Origin of the sequence: uncultured Treponema sp. (assembly GCF_934725225.1) — a bacterium.
Classification (GTDB): domain Bacteria; phylum Spirochaetota; class Spirochaetia; order Treponematales; family Treponemataceae; genus Treponema_D.
In genome coordinates, this window is sequence record NZ_CAKVAM010000005.1 from 104135 (window position 1) to 123048 (window position 18914).

Consider the following 18914-nt stretch of genomic DNA (forward strand, 5'->3'; position numbering starts at 1 on the left):
ATTGCATTTGTTTGCTTTGCGCGGATTTTTTTTGAGCGAAAATTAGAATTCTATCCAGTCGCCGTCTGTTGTTAAGTACCAGTCCGCAAGGAGAATCTGCGAACTTGGATTGTACCAGGAAATGCTTCCGTTGTAGTTAAGAACTGCGACTCTGTCTTTTGATGCGGCGGCTTTTAGCGGCATAGAAGCGGAGCGGCGGAATACAGTTGTTTTTCCTGCTGAAATATTGTATGAGCGTACTTGGTTTTTGCCGATGTTTGTGAACACAAACGGATATTCAAGTTCTGTAAATGCGGTGGCGTCTTCTGCCTGCAACGTGAACAGTGAATTTTGGATTCCAGATTTCGGATAGTAAGAAAATACAAGCGTCTTTGATGTGCCGTTTATCGAGTCAATTGAAATTCCGTATACAGGAGAATTTTCCTTGTTTTCGTCATAGCTTAGCGAGAATGCAACATCTCCATTGAATTTGAGCGGAACAGTTTCTTTTGTCTGAGTGTTTACAGAAATAACTGCGGAATCTCCTTTTCCTGTAGAAGTTTTTGCCACGACAACGAGATTTTCATTTACAAGAACCGCATCTTGAACCGAAGTTCCTGTGTATACAGTTGAATTTGCTCCTGTTTCCATGTCATAGATTGCGACAATGGAAGTTCCAAGAATATAGACAATTTTATTTTTGAATGCTCTTAAGTTTCTAAGCTGAGCAGATGGCGTGAATAAAGTTTTTGTGTTTTCGCTTCCGTCCAAAGACATAAGCTGAACTGGACGCTGTGTATTTTTTGACCACAAGATAAGAGAATCGTTGTACTTTAGAATATTTGTGTGCGCAAAACTTGAGCCAAGTCTGTACATGGCTTTTGTGTCGTAAGAAGTTTTAAATATTGCGTTTTGTGTCAAAAGGTAGAAAAGGCTTTCGTCTGAATCAATGTCATAGATTTTCTGGTACATATTTTCTGTGATTGCAAAAATGCTGTACAATTCTGATTCTGGAATGTCCGTCATTGAATAGAGTGCGCCATTTTGCGTTCCGAGCATTACAGTTTCTGCATTTTTTGCGGCACAAGTGAATTTGTCGCGGCTCTTAAGTCCTGTAAAATTTTTGATGATGAGTGGTGAAACTGCCGATTTTCCTGTAAGAAGTTTTTTCAACGATTCTTGGTCTACAAGTTGTAACGAAAAGTTTTTTCCGCCGTCAGCTATAAAATAAAGTCCTTGTTTGCTTTCGTGGCTGGATTTGGAAGCGAAAATGAGCGGCGAATTTGCCTGATACTGCGCAAGTGTTTTTCCCGAAGTCGCATCGATTATAAATATTGTGTTGTTTTTTTCTCCGGCAATAAATCTGTTTTTGAAATTCCCTGTGCCAAAAAGTGTAAGCTGGTTCAAGGAACTTGGCGCGGAAAATTTCGCCTTGACTTTCATTCCAATCAAATCGTAATAATAGAGCGTTCCAGATTTTGAGTACATGACGGCAGTTTTTTCTGAATCGCCTGTTAGAATGAGCGGAACAATTCCTGAAACATCAGTTGCTTTTTTTATTACAGTTCCAGTGCGCGCATTTAAAACAAAAGTTCCGTTTACCGCTGTTGTTCCCGCAAAAAGATATTTTCCCTTTGCTGAGAACGAAATTGAAACTATTGAATTTGCGAATTTTTTGGAAAACTTTTTTGCATAAGTCTTTGAATCTATTACTGTCAGCCTGTGATTTGAAACTCCGTCTGTTTCATAAACCGCGATGTCTCCGTAAACTGGATTTTTTGCCACAAGCCGCACTTGCAGGTCGGAAACTTGGTAGTGGTCGCCCATTCCGTCCGAAGTCCATTTTATGATAAATCCGTCGTTTCCAACTGAATAAAATGAATCGTCCGAAAAAGATTCTGTTTCCGAAGAGATCAGGGCGTTGACTTTTCCTTCGTGCGACTGAGTTGAAGCTATTGTCTGAGAATAAAGGTTGAACGATAAAAATAGCAGAATGATATTTATGAGTTTTTTCATGGAAAACCTCTATTTTTTTAGGAAATAAATTATGTCGCCTGTCATGGCAAATATAAAAAGAAAAGCTATAAAAAATATTCCGACAAACTGAATATAGTACAAAACTTTTGGATTCATTTTCTTGCGTGCCAAAAATTCTATTAGCGCAAAAAGAATCAGTCCGCCGTCCAAAACTGGAATAGGAAGCAGGTTTGTTAAAAAAAGTGAAATGCTTATAAGCGCAAGAAATTCCAATGTTGAAACTACGCCTTCTTTGAATCCTGCTGCAAATCCGTGCTTTACGGTTGTTCCCAAAATCGAAGTAATTCTTACCGGCCCAGAAACTGCATTTGTAAGATTTACGCCTTTGAATAAAATTTTTATGCTTTTTCCAGTCAATGCGATAATTTTTGCGCTTTGGGTGAATCCTTCTTTGCATGCGCCGAAAAATCCGTGCTTCGGATATTCATGCGCAACAACTGATTCCGGGTCTGAAACAATTCCGAGTTTTCCAGCTCCAGTTTCTTTGTCCAGTTCAGTTTTCACTTCAAAGAAAAGAATTTCACCTTCACGTTCAACTTCAATTTTTATGTTTTCGTCTGGATGAGTTGAAATAAAGGCTGCGATTTCGCTGAAGTCATTTACGGCTGTTCCGTTCAGGCTTAAAATTTTGTCTCCGCTTTCCATTCCGGCATTGTGGGCAGGAGAGGAAAGTTCCGGGTAAATTTCGTCTGCCATGGAAACTTTTGTGCCTGCGCTGTAGTACGTGTAGCCGATAATTGCAATTGTAAAAAACGCAAGAAATCCGAACAAAAAATTTGCGAACGGACCTGCAAATGCTATTGCGAGCCTTTTTAAAGGATTAATGCCATAAAACGAATCTTTTTCACCTTGAATTTCCTTGAGATTTTTTTCCATTGCATCTTGGAAATCCTTTTCGCCTTTCATTGCGCAGTATCCGCCAAAAGGAATAAGTGAAATTCTGTAGTCCGTTTCTTTCCAAGTGTGATGAAGTAAAACAGGTCCCATTCCAATTGAAAAGGCTTCAACTTTTACTCCGAAAATTCTTGCGGCTATAAAATGCCCTAATTCATGGAAAAATACAAGAAAGCCAAGCCCTAGAATTCCCAAGACAAATGTCAACGGATTCCTCCTGCCAGCAAACCAAGCTGACGTTCTGCTTCAAGGCGGACTTTTTTATCAATGCTGAAAATTTCTTCAATCGAAGCTGGCTGTGCGCTCCAGTCAAGCTCAAGTGTGTTGATTACAATTTTTGCAATGTCAGTGAAGCCGCATTTTTTTTCAAGAAAAGCCTGAACTGCAATTTCGTTTGCGGCGTTGAATGCGATTGTGTAGCCTGCGCCTTTTTTTGCGCAACTGAACGCCGTCTTTAAAAGCGGAAACGAGTCAAATCTTGGTGCGGAAAATGTCATCTCTTTGCAAGAGGCAAGATCAAATTTTTCAAGATAATTTTCTGAAATTTCTGGCCAGACTAAAGCACCGAATATTGGATGGCGCATATCGGGATTTGAAATTTGCGCATACAACATTCCGTCTTTTGTTCTTACAAGCGAATGAATCAAGCTCTGCGGATGAACAACTACGCTTACTTTTTCAGGCGGAAAATCAAAAAGTCTGCAAGCTTCAATGACTTCAAGGCCTTTGTTTGCAAGACTTGCGCTGTCGATTGTGATTTTTGATCCCATTGACCAAGTCGGATGCTTTAATGCGTCTTCAATTGAAACGGTTTTAAGCTCTTCATCTGAAAGATTTCTGAACGGTCCGCCGCTTGCAGTTATTACGATTTCGCTTATATTTTCCGAGCCGATTTTCTGCACTAAGTTGAAGATTGCCGAATGCTCGCTGTCTACTGGAATTATTTTTGCTCCGTTTTTTTTGGCAGTTTCCTTTACAAGATTCCACGCCATTACAACAGTTTCTTTGTTTGCAAGAGCCAAGTCGATTCCATTTTCCAAAACAAGAACTGAAGGCTTGAGCCCGGCAGCTCCTGCGATTCCGTTTACCGCGATGTCGGCTTTGCTTTCTTTTATGAGCTTTTCAAGACCTTCGATTCCGTCTTTTGAAAAAACAGTTCCTTTGCAGTTGAATTCGCGGCATAATTCTTTTACTTTTTCTTCATTTTTCCCAGCTGAAATTCCGCATACTTCAAAACTGCCGCTCATTTTGCGTGCAATGTCAAGAGTCTGGCTTCCGATTGAGCCGGTGCAGCCTAAAACAAGAATTCTTTTTTTCATCAGTTGAACGGTCCGAATAAAATTGAAACTAAAAGGTAGAAAATAGGAGCGGAAACAACGATGGAGTCAATTGAATCCAAAATTCCTCCGCGCCCAGGAATTATTTTGCCTGAATCTTTTATTCCAGATGAGCGTTTGAATACAGATTCTGTCAAGTCGCCGACAATTGAAGAAAGCGCCATGCAAAGTCCTGTAAAGACAATCTTAAGAACTGAGCCTGAAAAAATTTGCGGCCACAAGTAATAGCCCAAAATTCCAGCTCCGACAGAACCAATAAATCCGCCTAGGAAGCCAATGCAGCTTTTGTTTGGACTTGCTTTTACAATTCCGCGGTTGCCTTTTCCGAATAAAACGCCCAAAAACCAGGCTATGCTGTCGCACATAAAAACCATTAGGATAAAGACGCAAACAACTGGAACTGTTATGTTTTTTCCGTCAAGAGTCCAAGTTGTCATTCTTGAAATAAATGTAAGTAAAAATCCTGTGTATGTTATTATAAAAATAGAGGAGGCGAGCCGCGCGTTTGATTCTTCAAATTCTTTTTGGGAAAAAACTTCGACTGTAAATGAAATTAAAATTGTTACGATATACGCGAAAGTTATAATTTCCTGCCCGGAATAAAAGCTGATTCCCAAAGACGGCAAAATAGCGTAAAGAGCCGCCACAATCGGAATGAAAATGCTTTCCGTTATAATAAGTTTTTTATTCAGAAGCTTGTATTTTGCAGAAAAAATATCGTAAAGTTCCGATGCTCCCAATGCAGAAATCACACAAACCAAAATATGAAGCAAAATGTGATTGCAAAAAGGCGCGACTATGAAGGCAATTACAATAGGAATTCCTATAAAAAAAATCAACAAACGGGAAGCAACTTTATTCATACTGGAACAGCTCCAAATCTTCTAGTTCTTTTTTGAAACTCTCCTATGTCTTTGAAAAATTCTTCCTTATAATAATCAGGCCAAAGCGTATCTGAAAAAAGCAGCTCCGCATAAGCCGAGTGCCACATCAGAAAATTGCTCAGTCGTTTTTCTCCGCCAGTTCTTATAAGCAAATCTACATCAGGAAGCTCTGGAACATCAAAGCTTTTTGAAATAGATTCTTCTGAAATATCAGATTCAGTTTTTCTTTCCGCAATAAGTTTTTTTACGCCGCGGATAATTTCGTCCCGTCCGCCATAGTTTATTGCAAGGCAAATTGTAAGTCCTGTAAGATTTTCTGTATCTTTTTCGATTTGGTCAATGTCTTTTCTTACATTTTCCGGCAATCTTGACTTGTCGCCGAGCATACGGACTCTAACATTGTTGTATTTGCAGAAATCGAATTCCTTTAAAAGGTAGGAATGTATGAGATTCATCAAAAATCCAACTTCCTGTTCTGTGCGTTTCCAGTTTTCTGTTGAAAAAACATAAAATGTAAGGAATTTCAAGCCGATGTCAGAAGCCGCCTTTGCAATTTCTTTTGCTCTTTTTAAGCCTTCTGTGTGGCCGTTTGTTCTGAGTAGGTTCCGTTTTTTTGCCCAGCGACCATTGCCGTCCATAATTATTCCTACGTGAACCGGCAATGCGTCTTTGTTGAATAAATCAGACATGGAATTTATTCCATTATTTCCTTTTCTTTGGCTTCGTAAATTCTGTTGATTTCTTCAATATATTTATCAGTGAGCTTCTGAAGTTTTTCAGTTTCAGTCTTGAGCTGATCTTCTGTAAGTTCGCCTGCTTTCTGCTGCTTTTTCAAATCTTCATTTCCGTCGCGGCGGATATTTCTGATTGTTGTGCGGTAGTTTTCCGCTGTAGCTTTTGCCTGCTTTACAAGCTCTTTTCTTCTGTCTGCTGTAAGAGGCGGAATTGCAATGCGGATTACCTTTCCGTCATTGTTTGGGTTTAGTCCAAGCTCTGCTTTCTGGATAGCTTTTTCAATGTCGCCCATAATTGACTTGTCAAAAGGAGAAATTACAATTGTGCGGGCTTCTGGAATTGAAATGTTTCCAACTTGATTCAGCGGAGTAGGTGTTCCGTAGTAGTCAACACGTACTTTGTCAAAAATTGCTGCGCTGGCTCTTCCTGTTCTGATTGATTTGTATTCTTCTTTCAGTGAATTAACCGTTTTTTCCATTCGGCTTTCGTTGTCTGCCATAATTTCTCCAAATAATTAAGTCTGTATTTTTTTTAGTTGATAAAAAAGAACTACGGCAAGCACTTCGCTTTGAAAATGCCTGCCGCAATATTTTATTTTCCTAAGAGCAAAAGATTTATGCTGGCAAATTCAAGGGTTGCGCCCACTGATTTTCCAACTTCATCAAGTTTTGCTTTTACAGACTTTTTGTCGTCTTTTACAAACATCTGGTCAACAAAGCAGATTTCAGCAAGGTGCTTGTTGATTTTGCCCTGAAGAATTCCGTCCTTTACATTCTGTGGCTTTGAGGCCATTTTTGGATCGTCTTCCATCTGTTTTGCAAAAATTTCTTTCTGCTCATTGATGTATTCAGCTGGAACATCTTCCGGTTTGTTGTAAGCAGGAGTAAATGCAGCAAGGTGCATACAGCAGTCGCGTGCAAATTCCTTTACTTTTTCGTCTGTAGAACCTTTGATAACTGTAACAGCGGCAGTCTTGAAGTCAGAGTGGATGTAAATTCCTGCAACTGAGTTTTCAGGAACATCGATAACCTGAATCTTTGACAAAGACATATTTTCGCGTGTGCGTGTTGCAAAGTCCAAAAGAACATCAGAAAGCTCTTTGTTGATTTCTGTGTATCCCTTTGCGAAAATTTCATCAAGGATTTTTTCACCGCAAGCAATAAATTCTGCATTCTTTGCAACAAAGTCAGTTTCGCATACAAGCTCAACAACAGCAACTTTGTTTCCGTTCTGACGGATGAAAATGCGTCCTTCAGAAGTTGCGCGTTCTGCGCGTTTTGCAACTGCGGCAAGTCCTTTTTCTTTTAAGAGTTTTACTGCTGCGTCAAAGTCTCCGTTCGTATCAACAAGAGCTTTTTTGCAGTCCATCATTCCTGCGCCTGTTGTTTCGCGCAAGTCTTTTACCATAGCGGCTGTAATATCTGCCATTTTCTACTCCGAGATATTTTTATTTTGTGTAATTGTCCTCGTCCAAAAGCTCGCTTTCTCTTTTGTCAGCTTCTGTGTCTTCTTCTTTTGGCTCTGTAGGAGTGTAGTTTGAATAGTCAACAATTTCTTCATCTTCTTTCTTGGTTGTTGCGTCTGTTGTAACGTCGTCTTCGTCTCCAAGAGTGTCGATGATTTTAAGTCCCTGCTCATTGTCTGCTTCGATTACAGCGTTTGCAATAATAGAAGTAAAGAGGCTGATTGCGCGGATTGCGTCATCATTGCCAGGAATAGGGTAGTTGATTCCTTCTGGATTGCAGTTTGTATCAACAATAGCAATGATAGGAATTCCCATGCGGCGTGCTTCTGCAACAGCAATCTGTTCTTTGTGTGTGTCAATGATAAATACTGCACCAGGAAGCTCCTTCATGTCTTTCATTCCGCCGTAGTTCTTTGTGAGAGTCTCTTTCTCTTTCATGTATGCGGCGACTTCTTTCTTTGTGAGCTTATCGAAAGTTCCGTCAACTTCCATTTTTTCAATTTTCTTAAGACGGAGAAGTGATTTTTTGATTGTTGTAAAGTTTGTGAGTGTTCCACCAAGCCAGCGGTTGTTTACATAGTACATTCCGCAGCGTTCTGCTTCTTTTGCAATAGCCTGCTGAGCCTGTTTTTTTGTTCCTACGAAAAGAACTGATTTTCCTGATGATGCAACTTTGCGTACAACATCATAGCTGTCTTTGATTGCAGTGATTGTTTTCTGCAGGTCGATAATGTGGATTCCATTGCGTTCTGCGAAGATGTACTTCTTCATACGTGGATCCCAGCGTTTTACTTGATGTCCGAAATGAACTCCAGACTCAAGAAGACTTTTCATGGTTACAACTGCCATGATTAACTCCTTCACCGGAAAATTTCCTTAATGCTGAAAATTTTCCACCGGCTTTGTTTCTCGTAGCTGATTAATCAGCCCGGATGATTTCGTAACATGATTTCTTTGCGAAAAAATGTCCGGCAAAATCGTTTATCAAACTGTAAACTTATAATTTTGCTCTTTAAGCATATCATATAGCTCGAAAATAGGCAAGCCCATAACCGAGCTTTCAGTTCCTTCGATTTTTTTTATAAAGCACGAGGCTTTTCCCTGAATCCTGTATGCTCCAGCCGCTCCGTGCCATTCGCTTGTTTCAAGATAAGATTCAATTTCGGCTTCCGACATTTCGGCGAAAGTTACTTTGTTTATGCTTGTTCTTGTGGTCATGTAGTGGGCAGTTCCGTTAAAAAGAGCGATTCCTGTGATTGCTTTGTGTGTTGTTCCTTTCAGTGAATTTAGGAATTCTCTTGCCTCGTCCTGATTTTTTGGTTTGCCGAAAATTTTATTTTTGTAGAGAATTATTGTGTCTGCTGCCAAAATCCAGCCGATTTCATTTTCCGCCGGAATCTTTCTTGCAACCGCATCGATTTTTCTTGCTGCTAAAAATTCCGCGGCTTCCTCTGGCTTTATATCGGCAGGAATTGTCTCGTCAATATCCGCAGGATTTACAACAAAAGGAATGTTTAGGAATTTTAAAATCTCTTGCCGCCTAGGAGAGGATGAAGCTAATATTATTGGTTCCATAATGTTTTTTCAGTTGACATTTTAAAAGCAAAAATATAATCTATTCATGCTTTTCGGGAGATTAGCTCAACTGGATAGAGCGTCGGCCTCCGGAGCCGAAGGTTGTGGGTTCGAATCCCGTATCTCTCAGTTACTTTTCTAAAATGTAAATTCCTTTCAAAAATAAGACTGATTGTGTAAAAGAATCCGAATAGAAAATTAAGAGTTTTTGAAGCGACTGTGGTTTGAATATTTCAGCCGCTTTTGTAAAACTTGCAGGCGAAAAAACGCCCGCAGTCTTTTATTTTTCCTCTTTATTATTGTTGTTATTGTTGTTTGAATTATTGCTTCCCCGAATTGACTTTAAAAGATTCAATGCCTTTTCTCTTACAGGTCTTACATATTTGTAGTTTGTTCCAATTGAAGTAATTGACTGAATCATTTCATTTTTATTCTGAACTGTAGGAGCAAGCTTTTCGTAAGCGTTAAGAACTTCGAGAGCAAGCGAACTTGTAGGATTGAGAGCGGCATATCGTTTATGCACAAATTCAATCATGCTTACAACGTCATCATTGTCGTTCATGCCGATATTTCCCAACGAGCGGATAGCTGCTGTAACAACCATAGGCTCTTTGTCTTCTGTGGCAATTGAAATAAGCGTATTCTTTGATTCAACTGTAGGAATTTGTCCAAGAAGATCGCAGGCTTTTGCGCGGATGTCCGGGAAGTTGTTCATTATGCGGCCGTTTGTGCGCGACTGTTTTTTTATTCCTTCACCTGCAAGGCTGGAAAGAGCTGCTGTCATCTCTGGAGAGCTTCTTCCCTCTCCAATAGCTTCTTCCAAATACTGCAAAGCTACATTCTTATTGTCATATTCATCAGAAGCGGCAAGTTCTCCAATTATTACATCTTGTACGCTGCTTAAGTATTCATCTTCTACAGTCGTTTCGTTTCTTGAAGTCTGGTCTTTTTCATTCTGCTGTTCCTGTGCAAAAACTGCCTGAAAAATAAAAATACAACAGGCGCTTGCAATCAGCTTTGATACTTTCATAACTATTCCTCCTTATGGAATCTTTTCAAGTTTAGAATATATTTCGCAAAAAAGCAAGAAAAATGTAACTTAGTCTGGGTTCTTTGGAAGCACAACTTTCCACTGGTCGTTGACTTTATGGAAGTTGTAGTAAACTACGTCTGTGTTGTTCTGAACTTGAACAGCTTTTACAAGCGACTTTGTTTCGTAGCGGATTTCGTCAACTGTGTGTCCGGCTCTTGCGGGAATAAAGACAAATTTGAAATAATCTTCGATTGTATTTAGGCGCAGACCTTTTTTTGGTAGCCTGTTCGCCGCTTTCTGAAGGTTCTGCCTTTTTGACCAATAGTTCAAGCTGTCCGCATCAAGATATGAAATCCAGCCGCGGTAATCCATGTTTTTCATGTAAGTGTCAAGGTCTTTGATTATATTGAGAATTCTTGACTTGTCTTCGTTGAAAACTTCCTTTGAAACAGAAACCGCCGATGTTGACCTTGTGTACTCGTCGTCTGCCTTTTCAATGACAACAGGCTCTTCTTCAATTTCCTGAATTGGAACTGGCTCTGGTTCTTCTATTACCACTGGTTTGGCTGGCTGCTCTTCTATCTGCGGAGTATTTTCTACAGGGGCAGAGGCGCAGGATAAAAATGCAAATACTGAAATTAAGCTTAGTTTTGTAAAGAATTTTTCCATGGGAACAATTTTAATATCTTTGTCTTGTTTGGTCAATTAAAAGAAATGTTAAAAGTTAAGGGCGCTTGCATTGCTGCAGACACCCTTTTGCGCAGAAAATTAGAACTTCCAGCAGATTCCTACTGTAGGAACAAATTTAAAAGCACCTTTGTAGTCAAATTTTTCATCACTATCAAAAATTTTTGTGCCATTTACTTTTTGTGTTATTTCAGCTTCTACTTTTGCAGGGAACATATAGTTTGCGCACAGTGAAGCAAAAACTGAAAAATGCTTTGCAGGAGTATAAACAAATGTTGCGTTTGCTCCAAGAACAGAGGCCGCATGTGTCATGCTGTATTTGGATTCTGATTCATAGTAATAAGAAGATTTAGTATATTCGCGGAAAAGCACAGTTACATCTGCTCCAAGAACACCGTATAGTCCAAGAAACATCTTGTCTGTGCAAATTGGCGCGTATCCAGCACCGATAAGAAAAAGTCCGTTCAATCCGTTCAGTTCATCATCATCTTCTTCAGCTGAAATTTTAAGATTTGAACTTGAATAATTGATGTCAAAAATTCCGCGCACAGAAAATCCGCTTTCGTGTGTTCCTGCGTAGTCAATTGAAAGCCCTGTCTGGTTCTTGAATTTGATGTCGTCCATTCCGTCTTCGTCTGCTTTTACAGTTGTTGATGTCGGTAGTCTCCAGCCGAATCCAGCGTAGTTTGTCCAAGTTTTTGCTGAAACAGAAAACCCCAATGCAAGTGCTGCCAAAAATGTTGTAAATTTTTTCATAGAAATCTCCTAACTAACTTTAATAGTTTTGTTTTATAATGTATGTTATATATCACGATTATAATTTTATTGCAAGATATGTTGGAAAAAAATTTCAGCATTTAGTTGATTTTGTTTTCATTGTTAAAAAAACTGAAATCTGCTAGAATATTCGCATGACTACAGCTGTTTTTCCGGGGTCTTTTGATCCTCCGACTTACGGACATTTGAATATAATAGAAAGAGCGAGCCGTCTTTTTGACAAGATTGATGTCTTGATTTCTGTAAATCCTGACAAAAAGTGCCTTTTTTCTGACAAGGAACGCTACGACTTGCTTATAAAGCTTACAGAAAACTACAAAAATGTTACCGTGCATATATGGAATACACTTGTTGCCGACTACTGCAGGAAATCCGGCGCGAATGTGCTGATTAGGGGAGTGCGGAATGCCATGGATTTTTCGCATGAATTTGACCTTTCCCTTATGAACAAGCACTTGAACAGCGATGTTGAAACTCTTTTGATTCCGACTGCGCAGAAATATTTTCTTGTGCGCTCAAGCAGCATAAAGGAAGTTGCCCGTTTTGGCGGCGATATAAGCACAATGGTTCCAAAAATTGTTGAAATTGAGATGAAAAAGAAGTTTTTTGAGCAGAATTCTGTTTCAAAATAACAAAAATCGTCAAAATGTCATAAAAAGATGACGAAATTCATTGACAAATGCTTCATAATGCAAGTATAATTCTTGACAAGAAATAGGAATCTGTAGTAATATCAAAAACCGTTATACAGACGACTAAAAATTATAGCGAGGATATATTATGGCAGTACCTAGATCGAAAACTTCAAAAGCTGTAACCAAGAGAAGACGTGGCGTTAATATGCATCTTGACACACCGAATCTTGTAGCATGCGGAAACTGCGGAAACTTAGTTCTTCCACACCACGTATGCAAGAAATGCGGTTTCTACAAGGGCCGTCAGGTTCTTACTCCAGAAGTTAATGGCTAAATCAGGAGACTAAAATGGACGAATTGTTTGTAAAGATTCAGAAGCTTATCGCTGAAAAACTCGGAATTGATGAGTCAAAAGTTACAATGGATGCATCTTTCCGTGGCGACCTTGGAGCAGACAGCCTTGACACTTATGAGCTTGTTTATGCTATTGAAGAGGAAATGGGTGTTTCTATTCCTGATGACAAGGCTAATGAATTTGAAACTGTAAAAGATGCTTACGACTACATCAAGTCTCAGCAGCAGTAATTTCTGATTTTCAGTTTTAGCAAGGCACAGTCTGATGGCTGTGCTTTTTTTGTTTATTTTCGTTTTATGCAAAATGTAAAATCAGCGGATTCAAGTTGTTTTGTTTGGCTTGTTTCTGTGCGTTTTGCAATTTTGTTCGGATTATACAATGGGTTTTAAAAATCTTTTTTATCCAGAGAAAAATTTAACAAAAGAAAGAAAAAAGGAGCTTGATGAATTTTGCCGGCATTTAAAGCTTCATTTTAAAAATTATTCTTTGTTGGATTTGGCGTTTCATCACAGGTCTTATTCAAACGAAAATTCTTCTTACAAAAGATATAATAATGAGCGTCTTGAATTTCTTGGGGACAGCGTGCTTGGGCTTGCGACGGCTGCATTTTTGTATAACGATATGTCGCAGAACAAAGAAGGCGATCTTGCAAAAATAAAGGCGAATGTTGTAAGCGAGCAGTCTCTTGCGCCGATTGCTGTTGAAAAAATGCACATTGACAAATATCTTGTGCTTGGAAAAGGCGAGGAGCTTTCAGGCGGAAGATCAAAAAAGGCGATTCTGGCTGATGCGGTTGAAGCTGTTATCGGCGCTTTGTATATTGATTCTGGATATGAAAGCGCGGAAAAGCTTGTTCTTGAGCTGATTATTCCTGAAATAAGAAAAGTTCAAAGCGATCACGGAAGCAAGGATTATAAAACTTTGCTTCAGGAATTTTATCAGAAGAAAACAAACGCTTGTCCTTCTTATTCGCTTGTAAAGACAACTGGTCCCGACCATGACAGAATTTTTTATGTTTCTGTAAAGCTTGGAAATGTTGTTTACGGACCTGCTAGCGGAAAAAATAAAAAGTCAGCGGAGCAGGCTGCGGCTGGAGTTGCTTGCAAGGCTCTTGGAATTGAATAGAATTTTAAACGGAATATTTTTCGCTGAACAGTTTTTTTGCGAGGCTTGTCAGTTTTTCTTTGTCATTCATTTCTGGAGAATCTGTTACAGTTTCAAAAAGCTCGTTTAAAATTTTTCCCATTATTTTTCCGCTTGGAATTCCTTCTGCCATTAAGTCTTTTCCGTTTACTTTTAAATCTTTCAGGCTTAGAGCGGAATTTTCGTTTAGAAGTTTTTCAATCCGCTTTTTCAATTCAACAAGAAGATTCCAGGACGGACTGTTTTGTTGAAGCGGAACTCTGTGCATTCCGTAAATATCCGCAAGCCGCAAAAGAAAAAGGTCGTCAAGATTTTCCGCGCCAACTCTGATTATGAATCTGCGCACTGCCGAATCTGTCCAGTTGCTTTCATAGTGAAACATGTGCTCTTTTACAAGGTGGCTCACTTTTTTTATTTCGTCATTTGAAAATTTTAGTGAAGCCATTGAAGCTTTTGCTTTTTCCGCTGAAATCTGCTCATGCCCGTGAAAATGAATTCTTTCTTTTCCGTTGACAGTTTCGATTGTTTTGGATTCCGGCTTTCCTATGTCGTGATAAAAAGCGGCAAGCCGGACTGTGAGGTTTTCTTTTGGACAGCCATCGCAAGCATATAAAATATGATCTGCAACATCGAATTCGTGGAAGCCTCTTTCGTCCTGCTGAAGACAATTTCTGCAAATGGAAAACTGCGGAATAAATATTTTTAGTATTCCTGTCTGCTCCAGTAGTTTTAACCCAACGCTAGGTTTTTCTGTCTGAAGAATTTTACAGAATTCATCGCGGAATCTTTCCGTGGAAATTCCTTCGACTTTTTTTAGAATTTCTTCTTTTGAAATTGCGCCAAATGTTTTTTCTTCAATTTTAAATCCGAGCTGCCCTGAAAATCTTATTGCTCTTACAGGCCGAAGTCCGTCTTCTGAAAATCGCTCTAATGGATTTCCGACTGTCCTGATTATTTTTCTTTGAATGTCTTTTTGTCCGTCAAACGGATCTGTGATTTTTCCTGTTGAAAGTTCCGCGGCAATTGCGTTCATTGTAAAGTCGCGCCGTGAAAGATCTTCTTCGATTGTGTCTGCGTATTTTACTTTGTCCGGATGCCTTCCGTCTGAATATTCTGTTTCTGTTCTGAAAGTTGTTGTTTCAAGCTCAAGTCCGAAAATGTGAATTGTTACAGTTCCGTGCGCAATTCCAGTCGGGATTACATTTCTGAAAATTTTCATTACTTGCTCTGGAGTCGCGTTTGTCGCAATGTCGTAGTCGTGGCAAGTTTTTCCCATCAGCATATCGCGGACAGCTCCGCCAACAAGATAAGACTTGAATCCGTTGTCTGAAAAAATTTTGCTGACTTTGATTAGTTTTTCTGGAATTTTTACACTTTTTGATGAAAACATGGTAACATACAATATCAAATTTTAAACGGAATTTCTATCTATGAGCATTTTTATTTTTACTGGAGGAGAATCTCCGTCTCCAGAAACTGCAAAGCCTTTTTTTGAAAAATGCAAGCCCGACTACATTATTGCCGCTGATTCTGGGCTTGAAACTTTGGATTTGTATGCGGAATTTTTTGGTGAAGATTTTTCGCCGGATTTGATTCTTGGCGACATGGACAGTTTGAAAAATTTTTCTTTGCTTGAAAAATATAAAAATGCAAAGCGGGAAGTTTTTCCTGGCGATAAGGATTTTACCGACACGGAACTTGCGCTTTCTACTGCGAGGGAAATTTGCAAAACTGCATCGGTTGTTCTTGTGGGCGGAAATGGCGGCTGCCTTGATCATCTTATTTCAATTTACGATTCTTTTTCTGAAGATTTTCATGCCGACGTTTGGCTTTGTGTGAATCAGGCAGTTTATTTTCTTGCTGAAAAAAAATCTGCGGAAGTTTTTAATTTGCAGCTTGAAGACAGAATTTCAGTTTCGCGCCTTACAAATAATTTTGACAATTCTTTTGTTGAAGCGGAAGGTTTTGAATGGAACTGCTTTAGAAAAAAAGGAATGGCAAGCGTTTCAAATAGAATTTCAAAAGAAAATTTTTTGCATAAAAATCCGGCGAAACTTTTTGCTTCAAAAGGCTCTTTTTTGATTTTTGCTCCGTATCATTGCGAAGTGAAAATTTAAATTCCTTTTGCAATAATTGAAATTGTTCTTGCGAGAAAAAAAATCCCCGCGGAAAAAACGCACGAAAATATATATACAAAAAAATAAATCCAGTACGATTTTCTTTTTGAAATAAAAAAAAGAATAACACTTTGAAGAATTCCGGCTGCGGAAAAAACAAAAAGTGCTAAAATTGCCGCAGAGCATGAAGTCAAAATAAAATTCAGTGTGCTGTCAAGAAATCCTTGGTAAGAGCCGCTCACGTAAAGAACGATAAGAAAGACAGAAAACAGAAATAAAAAAAGAGAAGTGCGTCCTGTGAGTTTAAAGAGAAAAGAACGGTTGATTTTTTTTAATCTATTTAAGGAATCCATTTTCTGTGAATTTGCTTTAAAATATTTCTACAAAGCAGTATAATAAAAAAAGCATAATTTATCGAGTGGGGCAAAATGAAAGTAAAGAAGTTTTTTGCTAATTTAATAGTTTTGCTGATTTTTTCAGCGGTAGTTTTTTTTATTGGATGGATTCAGTTTTATGTGCGCCCTGGAACTTGCGCTATAATGAAATCAAAAACTGGCGGCTTGTATAATTCTGCGGTTGTTCCCGGAGTTTTCACTTGGAGATGGGAGCGGCTTCTTCCAACAAATGTTTCGCTGGAGATTTTTGACCTTTCAGTTTACAAGGCAAATCAGTCTGTTTCAGGAGAACTTCCGAGCGCGGCGTTTTATAGTTCCCGCTTTTCTGATAAAAAAGTTGACTTTTCGTATAATGTTGAAATTTCAGTTTCGATGAGCCTTTCGCCTGAAGGAATTTACAAGCTGGTTTCCGAAAATAAAATAACTTCAAATGAAGATTTAAAAGGATTTTACGATGCGAAGGCAAAACTTGCGGCTTCTCTTGTCGCAGAATATCTTGTTTCAACTTCGACCTTGGTAAAACCTTCCGCTTTAAGCCAAAAAGAAATTCAGGAAGTAATTGAAAAAAAAGCTTCCGAGTTTGACGGAATTTTAATTTCGTCAGTTGAGCTTCTTGATTCAAAAATTCCAGATGTTGAGCTTTACAATCTTGCAAAGGAAAACTACGCGTCTTACCTTGATCTTTTGAATTCAAAAATGGCGCAAAAAGCTGAGGCTCAGGCGGAATTTTTTGTTGAGCAGGACAGAACTTTGGCGCAGCTTGAAAAACTTGGCTCAATGCTTCAGAAATTTCCGCAGCTTGAGGAAATGTTTAAAACTGGAGATGCTGCCCAGATTATAAATGCTGTAAAATCAATGCGCTAAAAATTTTGAGGATAAAAATGGAAAAAAGAATTTTTGGAATTCGTGGTGCTGTTTGCGCTGAAAATACTCCAGAGTCAATAACAGAAAATGTCGGTGAAATGTGTCGCCTGATTTTTAAAGAAAACAATTTGCAGCCTGATGATATTGTTTCTGTTCATTTTACAATGACGCAGGATTTGCACTGCATGAATGCCGCTGCTGCGCTTAGAAAATGCGATGTTGGAATCGATACGTCTTTGCTTGCGCTTTTTGTTTCTCAGGAAGCTTCTATAGACGGAATGTTGCCTCGCGTTGTAAGAGTTCTAGTTACAGCTTATCTTCCTGCTGAAAAAAATCCTGTCCATGTTTACATTAATGGTGCGGAAAAACTTCGGCCTGATTTTTCAAAAGGAAAATAAATTGAATATTTGGCTTGTTTCAAGAGAATATGCTGGAATTGCGGAGGCGGGCGGTGTAAAAAATGTTGCCTGCTCTTTGGCTGAAAGTCTTTTGCATTTAGGACACAAAATTTGTGTTTTTATTCCGTTTTATGGCTGCACAGATTTATCGCACGTTGAAAATTTTTGTGAAACTTGGCGTGATTCTGTTGCTTTTGACATAAATGGAAAATCTGTTGAAGTTTTTTTCTCGCGCGGAATTTTCAATGGCGTTGAAATAATTTTTATCCGGCATGATTCTTTCTCTGAAAAAAAAGCGGTTTACACTTACACTTTTGATGAGCAAAATCAGAATCCTGAACATCGGCAAGGCGAAGGTCATCTTGATAAAGATTTTCTGAATATGCTTTTTCAAAAAGCTGTTGTGTGCTATTCAAAAAATTGCCTTAATGATGAAATTCCAAACATTGTGCATTGCCAAGATGCGCCTGCTGCTATGATTCCTGTTTTTGCGCGTTTTATGCCTGCTGTGAGCGAATTTTTTTCAAAGACAAAATTTGTTGTAACAATTCACAATGCCGGTCCCGGGTATCATCACGAATTTAAAAATATTGAAGAAGCCGAGCGTTTTTCGGGACTTCCAAAAAAAATTCTTGAAAAAGGAAAAAACGGCTTGTGTATAGAGCCTTTCCTTTTGGCTTCGGAAAATGCCTGCATTACTACGGTTTCCCTGGAATACGCAGAAGAAATTATTTCAGGCAAAACTGACACCGCAGGGCTTTCTGAAGGATTTAAGAAAAAAGGAATTGAGCTAATTGGCATTACAAATGGAATTGATTTTTCAAAGTATGAGCCTTCTGATAAAAAAAAGTCGCTTCTGCCTTTTGAATTTAATCCTTTAAAAAATGACTTGGAAGGAAAATATAAGTGCCGCGATTTCTTCTTGGAAAATTTCGCTTCAAAGAAAAGCCTCGATTTTAAAAATTTTGCGGATGGAACTTTGCAATTTGGCTTTATTGATTCCGCTGAAAAAAATTCTGATTTTACTTACATTGCGTATCACGGGCGGGTTGTCCAGCAGAAGGGAATTGAAGTTATGCTTGATTCCGCTGAAAAAATGTTTGAGTCAGATTTGCCTGTGAGATTTATTTTTGCGGGACAAGGTTCTGTTGAGCTTGAAAATTCTTTAATTCAGTTTGCTGAAAAATGGCGCGGAAAATGCGTCTACATAAAAGGATATAATAAATCCATTGCCCGGCTTGCAGTTGCCGCTGTTGATTTTTCGTTGCATCCAAGCTACTTTGAGCCGTGCGGACTTGAAGATTTTATTGCGCAGACTTATGGAACTTTGCCTGTTGCCCATGCGACTGGCGGACTTTGCAAAATCGTTGATGATGAAACTGGCTGGCTTTATTCCCCAAATACTTCCGAAGCTTTGCAGACTGAACTTACATCTTTGGTGAATATAATGCATTATGCCGGACGTGATATTTTTAAAGGCATGATTTCTTACGCTTCAAGATATATTCATGAAAAATATTCTTGGAACAAAGTTGCGCTGATTTATGAAGAGCTTTATAAAAAACTTCTTGCCTGCTGAAATTTGTTTTTAAAAGAAAAACGAA

Annotated in this window: 22 protein-coding genes and 1 tRNA gene; 9 read left to right on the forward strand and 14 right to left on the reverse strand. The window is 38.7% G+C overall.

Going from position 1 to position 18914, the window contains the following annotated elements; genetic code table 11:
- Positions 1–42: 42 nt before the first annotated feature.
- The 9 genes from Q0H92_RS08860 to Q0H92_RS08900 all read right to left on the reverse strand — a co-directional run bounded on the left by Q0H92_RS08860 (position 43) and on the right by Q0H92_RS08900 (position 8906).
- Positions 43–1995, reverse strand: a complete 1953-nt coding sequence (locus Q0H92_RS08860) for a WD40 repeat domain-containing protein (RefSeq protein WP_296013920.1) — start codon at positions 1993–1995, stop codon at positions 43–45.
- Positions 1996–2004: 9 nt separating this feature from the next.
- Positions 2005–3117 (reverse strand): M50 family metallopeptidase, encoded by a 1113-nt coding sequence (locus tag Q0H92_RS08865; RefSeq protein ID WP_296013921.1) that lies wholly within the window; start codon positions 3115–3117, stop codon positions 2005–2007.
- Positions 3114–4229, reverse strand: a complete 1116-nt coding sequence (gene dxr, locus Q0H92_RS08870) for a 1-deoxy-D-xylulose-5-phosphate reductoisomerase (RefSeq protein WP_296013924.1) — start codon at positions 4227–4229, stop codon at positions 3114–3116. Before dxr ends, Q0H92_RS08865 begins: the two co-directional genes overlap by 4 nt.
- Positions 4229–5110, reverse strand: a complete 882-nt coding sequence (locus Q0H92_RS08875; RefSeq protein WP_296013925.1) for a phosphatidate cytidylyltransferase — start codon at positions 5108–5110, stop codon at positions 4229–4231. Before Q0H92_RS08875 ends, dxr begins: the two co-directional genes overlap by 1 nt.
- A complete protein-coding gene (gene uppS / locus Q0H92_RS08880) occupies positions 5107–5820 on the reverse strand; it encodes a polyprenyl diphosphate synthase (protein ID WP_296013928.1) in 714 nt (237 codons plus the stop codon). Before uppS ends, Q0H92_RS08875 begins: the two co-directional genes overlap by 4 nt.
- 5 nt (positions 5821–5825) lie before the next feature.
- Positions 5826–6365 (reverse strand): ribosome recycling factor, encoded by a 540-nt coding sequence (frr, locus tag Q0H92_RS08885; protein WP_296013931.1) that lies wholly within the window; start codon positions 6363–6365, stop codon positions 5826–5828.
- Between the two features lie 92 nt (positions 6366–6457).
- The gene (tsf, locus tag Q0H92_RS08890) at positions 6458–7294 is read right to left on the reverse strand and encodes a translation elongation factor Ts (protein ID WP_296013937.1); all 837 of its coding nucleotides are present in this window, start codon (positions 7292–7294) and stop codon (positions 6458–6460) included.
- 19 nt (positions 7295–7313) lie between these two features.
- A complete protein-coding gene (rpsB, locus tag Q0H92_RS08895; RefSeq protein WP_296013941.1) occupies positions 7314–8180 on the reverse strand; it encodes a 30S ribosomal protein S2 in 867 nt (288 codons plus the stop codon).
- 135 nt (positions 8181–8315) lie between these two features.
- On the reverse strand, positions 8316–8906 hold the full coding sequence (locus Q0H92_RS08900) for a Maf family protein (protein WP_296013944.1): 591 nt from the start codon (positions 8904–8906) through the stop codon (positions 8316–8318).
- Positions 8907–8961: 55 nt separating this feature from the next.
- On the opposite strand from Q0H92_RS08900, the gene Q0H92_RS08905 reads away from it, so the two are divergent.
- Positions 8962–9035 (forward strand) — tRNA-Arg (locus tag Q0H92_RS08905).
- A gap of 151 nt (positions 9036–9186) precedes the next feature.
- Here the strand turns inward: Q0H92_RS08905 and Q0H92_RS08910 are convergent.
- The 3 genes from Q0H92_RS08910 to Q0H92_RS08920 form a co-directional block, all read right to left on the reverse strand.
- A complete protein-coding gene (locus Q0H92_RS08910; protein WP_296013949.1) occupies positions 9187–9936 on the reverse strand; it encodes a HEAT repeat domain-containing protein in 750 nt (249 codons plus the stop codon).
- Positions 9937–10005: 69 nt separating this feature from the next.
- Positions 10006–10608, reverse strand: coding sequence for a hypothetical protein (locus Q0H92_RS08915; RefSeq protein WP_296013953.1), 603 nt, complete (start codon positions 10606–10608; stop codon positions 10006–10008).
- Positions 10609–10707: 99 nt separating this feature from the next.
- Positions 10708–11382: a hypothetical protein gene (locus Q0H92_RS08920; protein ID WP_296013956.1), complete on the reverse strand. Its 675-nt coding sequence runs from the start codon at positions 11380–11382 to the stop codon at positions 10708–10710.
- Positions 11383–11537: 155 nt separating this feature from the next.
- On the opposite strand from Q0H92_RS08920, the gene coaD reads away from it, so the two are divergent.
- From coaD to rnc, 4 genes are all read left to right on the forward strand, one after another.
- On the forward strand, positions 11538–12035 hold the full coding sequence (gene coaD / locus Q0H92_RS08925) for a pantetheine-phosphate adenylyltransferase (RefSeq protein ID WP_296013959.1): 498 nt from the start codon (positions 11538–11540) through the stop codon (positions 12033–12035).
- Positions 12036–12183: 148 nt separating this feature from the next.
- Positions 12184–12372, forward strand: a complete 189-nt coding sequence (gene rpmF / locus Q0H92_RS08930) for a 50S ribosomal protein L32 (protein WP_013701408.1) — start codon at positions 12184–12186, stop codon at positions 12370–12372.
- Positions 12373–12386: 14 nt separating this feature from the next.
- Positions 12387–12623, forward strand: a complete 237-nt coding sequence (gene acpP / locus Q0H92_RS08935; RefSeq protein ID WP_013701409.1) for an acyl carrier protein — start codon at positions 12387–12389, stop codon at positions 12621–12623.
- Positions 12624–12771: 148 nt separating this feature from the next.
- Positions 12772–13518 carry a ribonuclease III gene (gene rnc, locus Q0H92_RS08940; protein ID WP_296013963.1) on the forward strand — a complete coding sequence of 249 codons (747 nt, stop codon included), beginning with the start codon at positions 12772–12774 and terminating at the stop codon, positions 13516–13518.
- Between the two features lie 4 nt (positions 13519–13522).
- On the opposite strand, the gene Q0H92_RS08945 is transcribed toward rnc, so the two are convergent.
- Entirely contained in the window at positions 13523–14926 is a 1404-nt protein-coding gene (locus tag Q0H92_RS08945; protein ID WP_296013967.1) for an HD domain-containing protein, read from the reverse strand.
- 40 nt (positions 14927–14966) lie between these two features.
- Between Q0H92_RS08945 and Q0H92_RS08950 the strand changes: the two genes are divergently transcribed.
- The gene (locus Q0H92_RS08950) at positions 14967–15653 is read left to right on the forward strand and encodes a thiamine diphosphokinase (RefSeq protein WP_296013971.1); all 687 of its coding nucleotides are present in this window, start codon (positions 14967–14969) and stop codon (positions 15651–15653) included.
- Here Q0H92_RS08950 and Q0H92_RS08955 read toward each other — a convergent pair.
- Positions 15650–16006 (reverse strand): hypothetical protein, encoded by a 357-nt coding sequence (locus Q0H92_RS08955; RefSeq protein WP_296013974.1) that lies wholly within the window; start codon positions 16004–16006, stop codon positions 15650–15652. The two genes, Q0H92_RS08950 and Q0H92_RS08955, sit on opposite strands and share 4 nt — an antisense overlap.
- Positions 16007–16081: 75 nt before the next feature.
- On the opposite strand from Q0H92_RS08955, the gene Q0H92_RS08960 reads away from it, so the two are divergent.
- From Q0H92_RS08960 to Q0H92_RS08970, 3 genes are read left to right on the forward strand one after another with little or no spacing between them, the layout of a single operon-like run.
- A complete protein-coding gene (locus tag Q0H92_RS08960) occupies positions 16082–16912 on the forward strand; it encodes a hypothetical protein (protein WP_296013977.1) in 831 nt (276 codons plus the stop codon).
- A 17-nt stretch (positions 16913–16929) separates the two neighbouring features.
- Positions 16930–17310 (forward strand): chorismate mutase, encoded by a 381-nt coding sequence (gene aroH, locus Q0H92_RS08965; RefSeq protein ID WP_296013980.1) that lies wholly within the window; start codon positions 16930–16932, stop codon positions 17308–17310.
- 1 nt (position 17311) lies between these two features.
- Positions 17312–18889, forward strand: a complete 1578-nt coding sequence (locus Q0H92_RS08970; RefSeq protein ID WP_296013981.1) for a glycogen/starch synthase — start codon at positions 17312–17314, stop codon at positions 18887–18889.
- Positions 18890–18914: the final 25 nt, after the last annotated feature.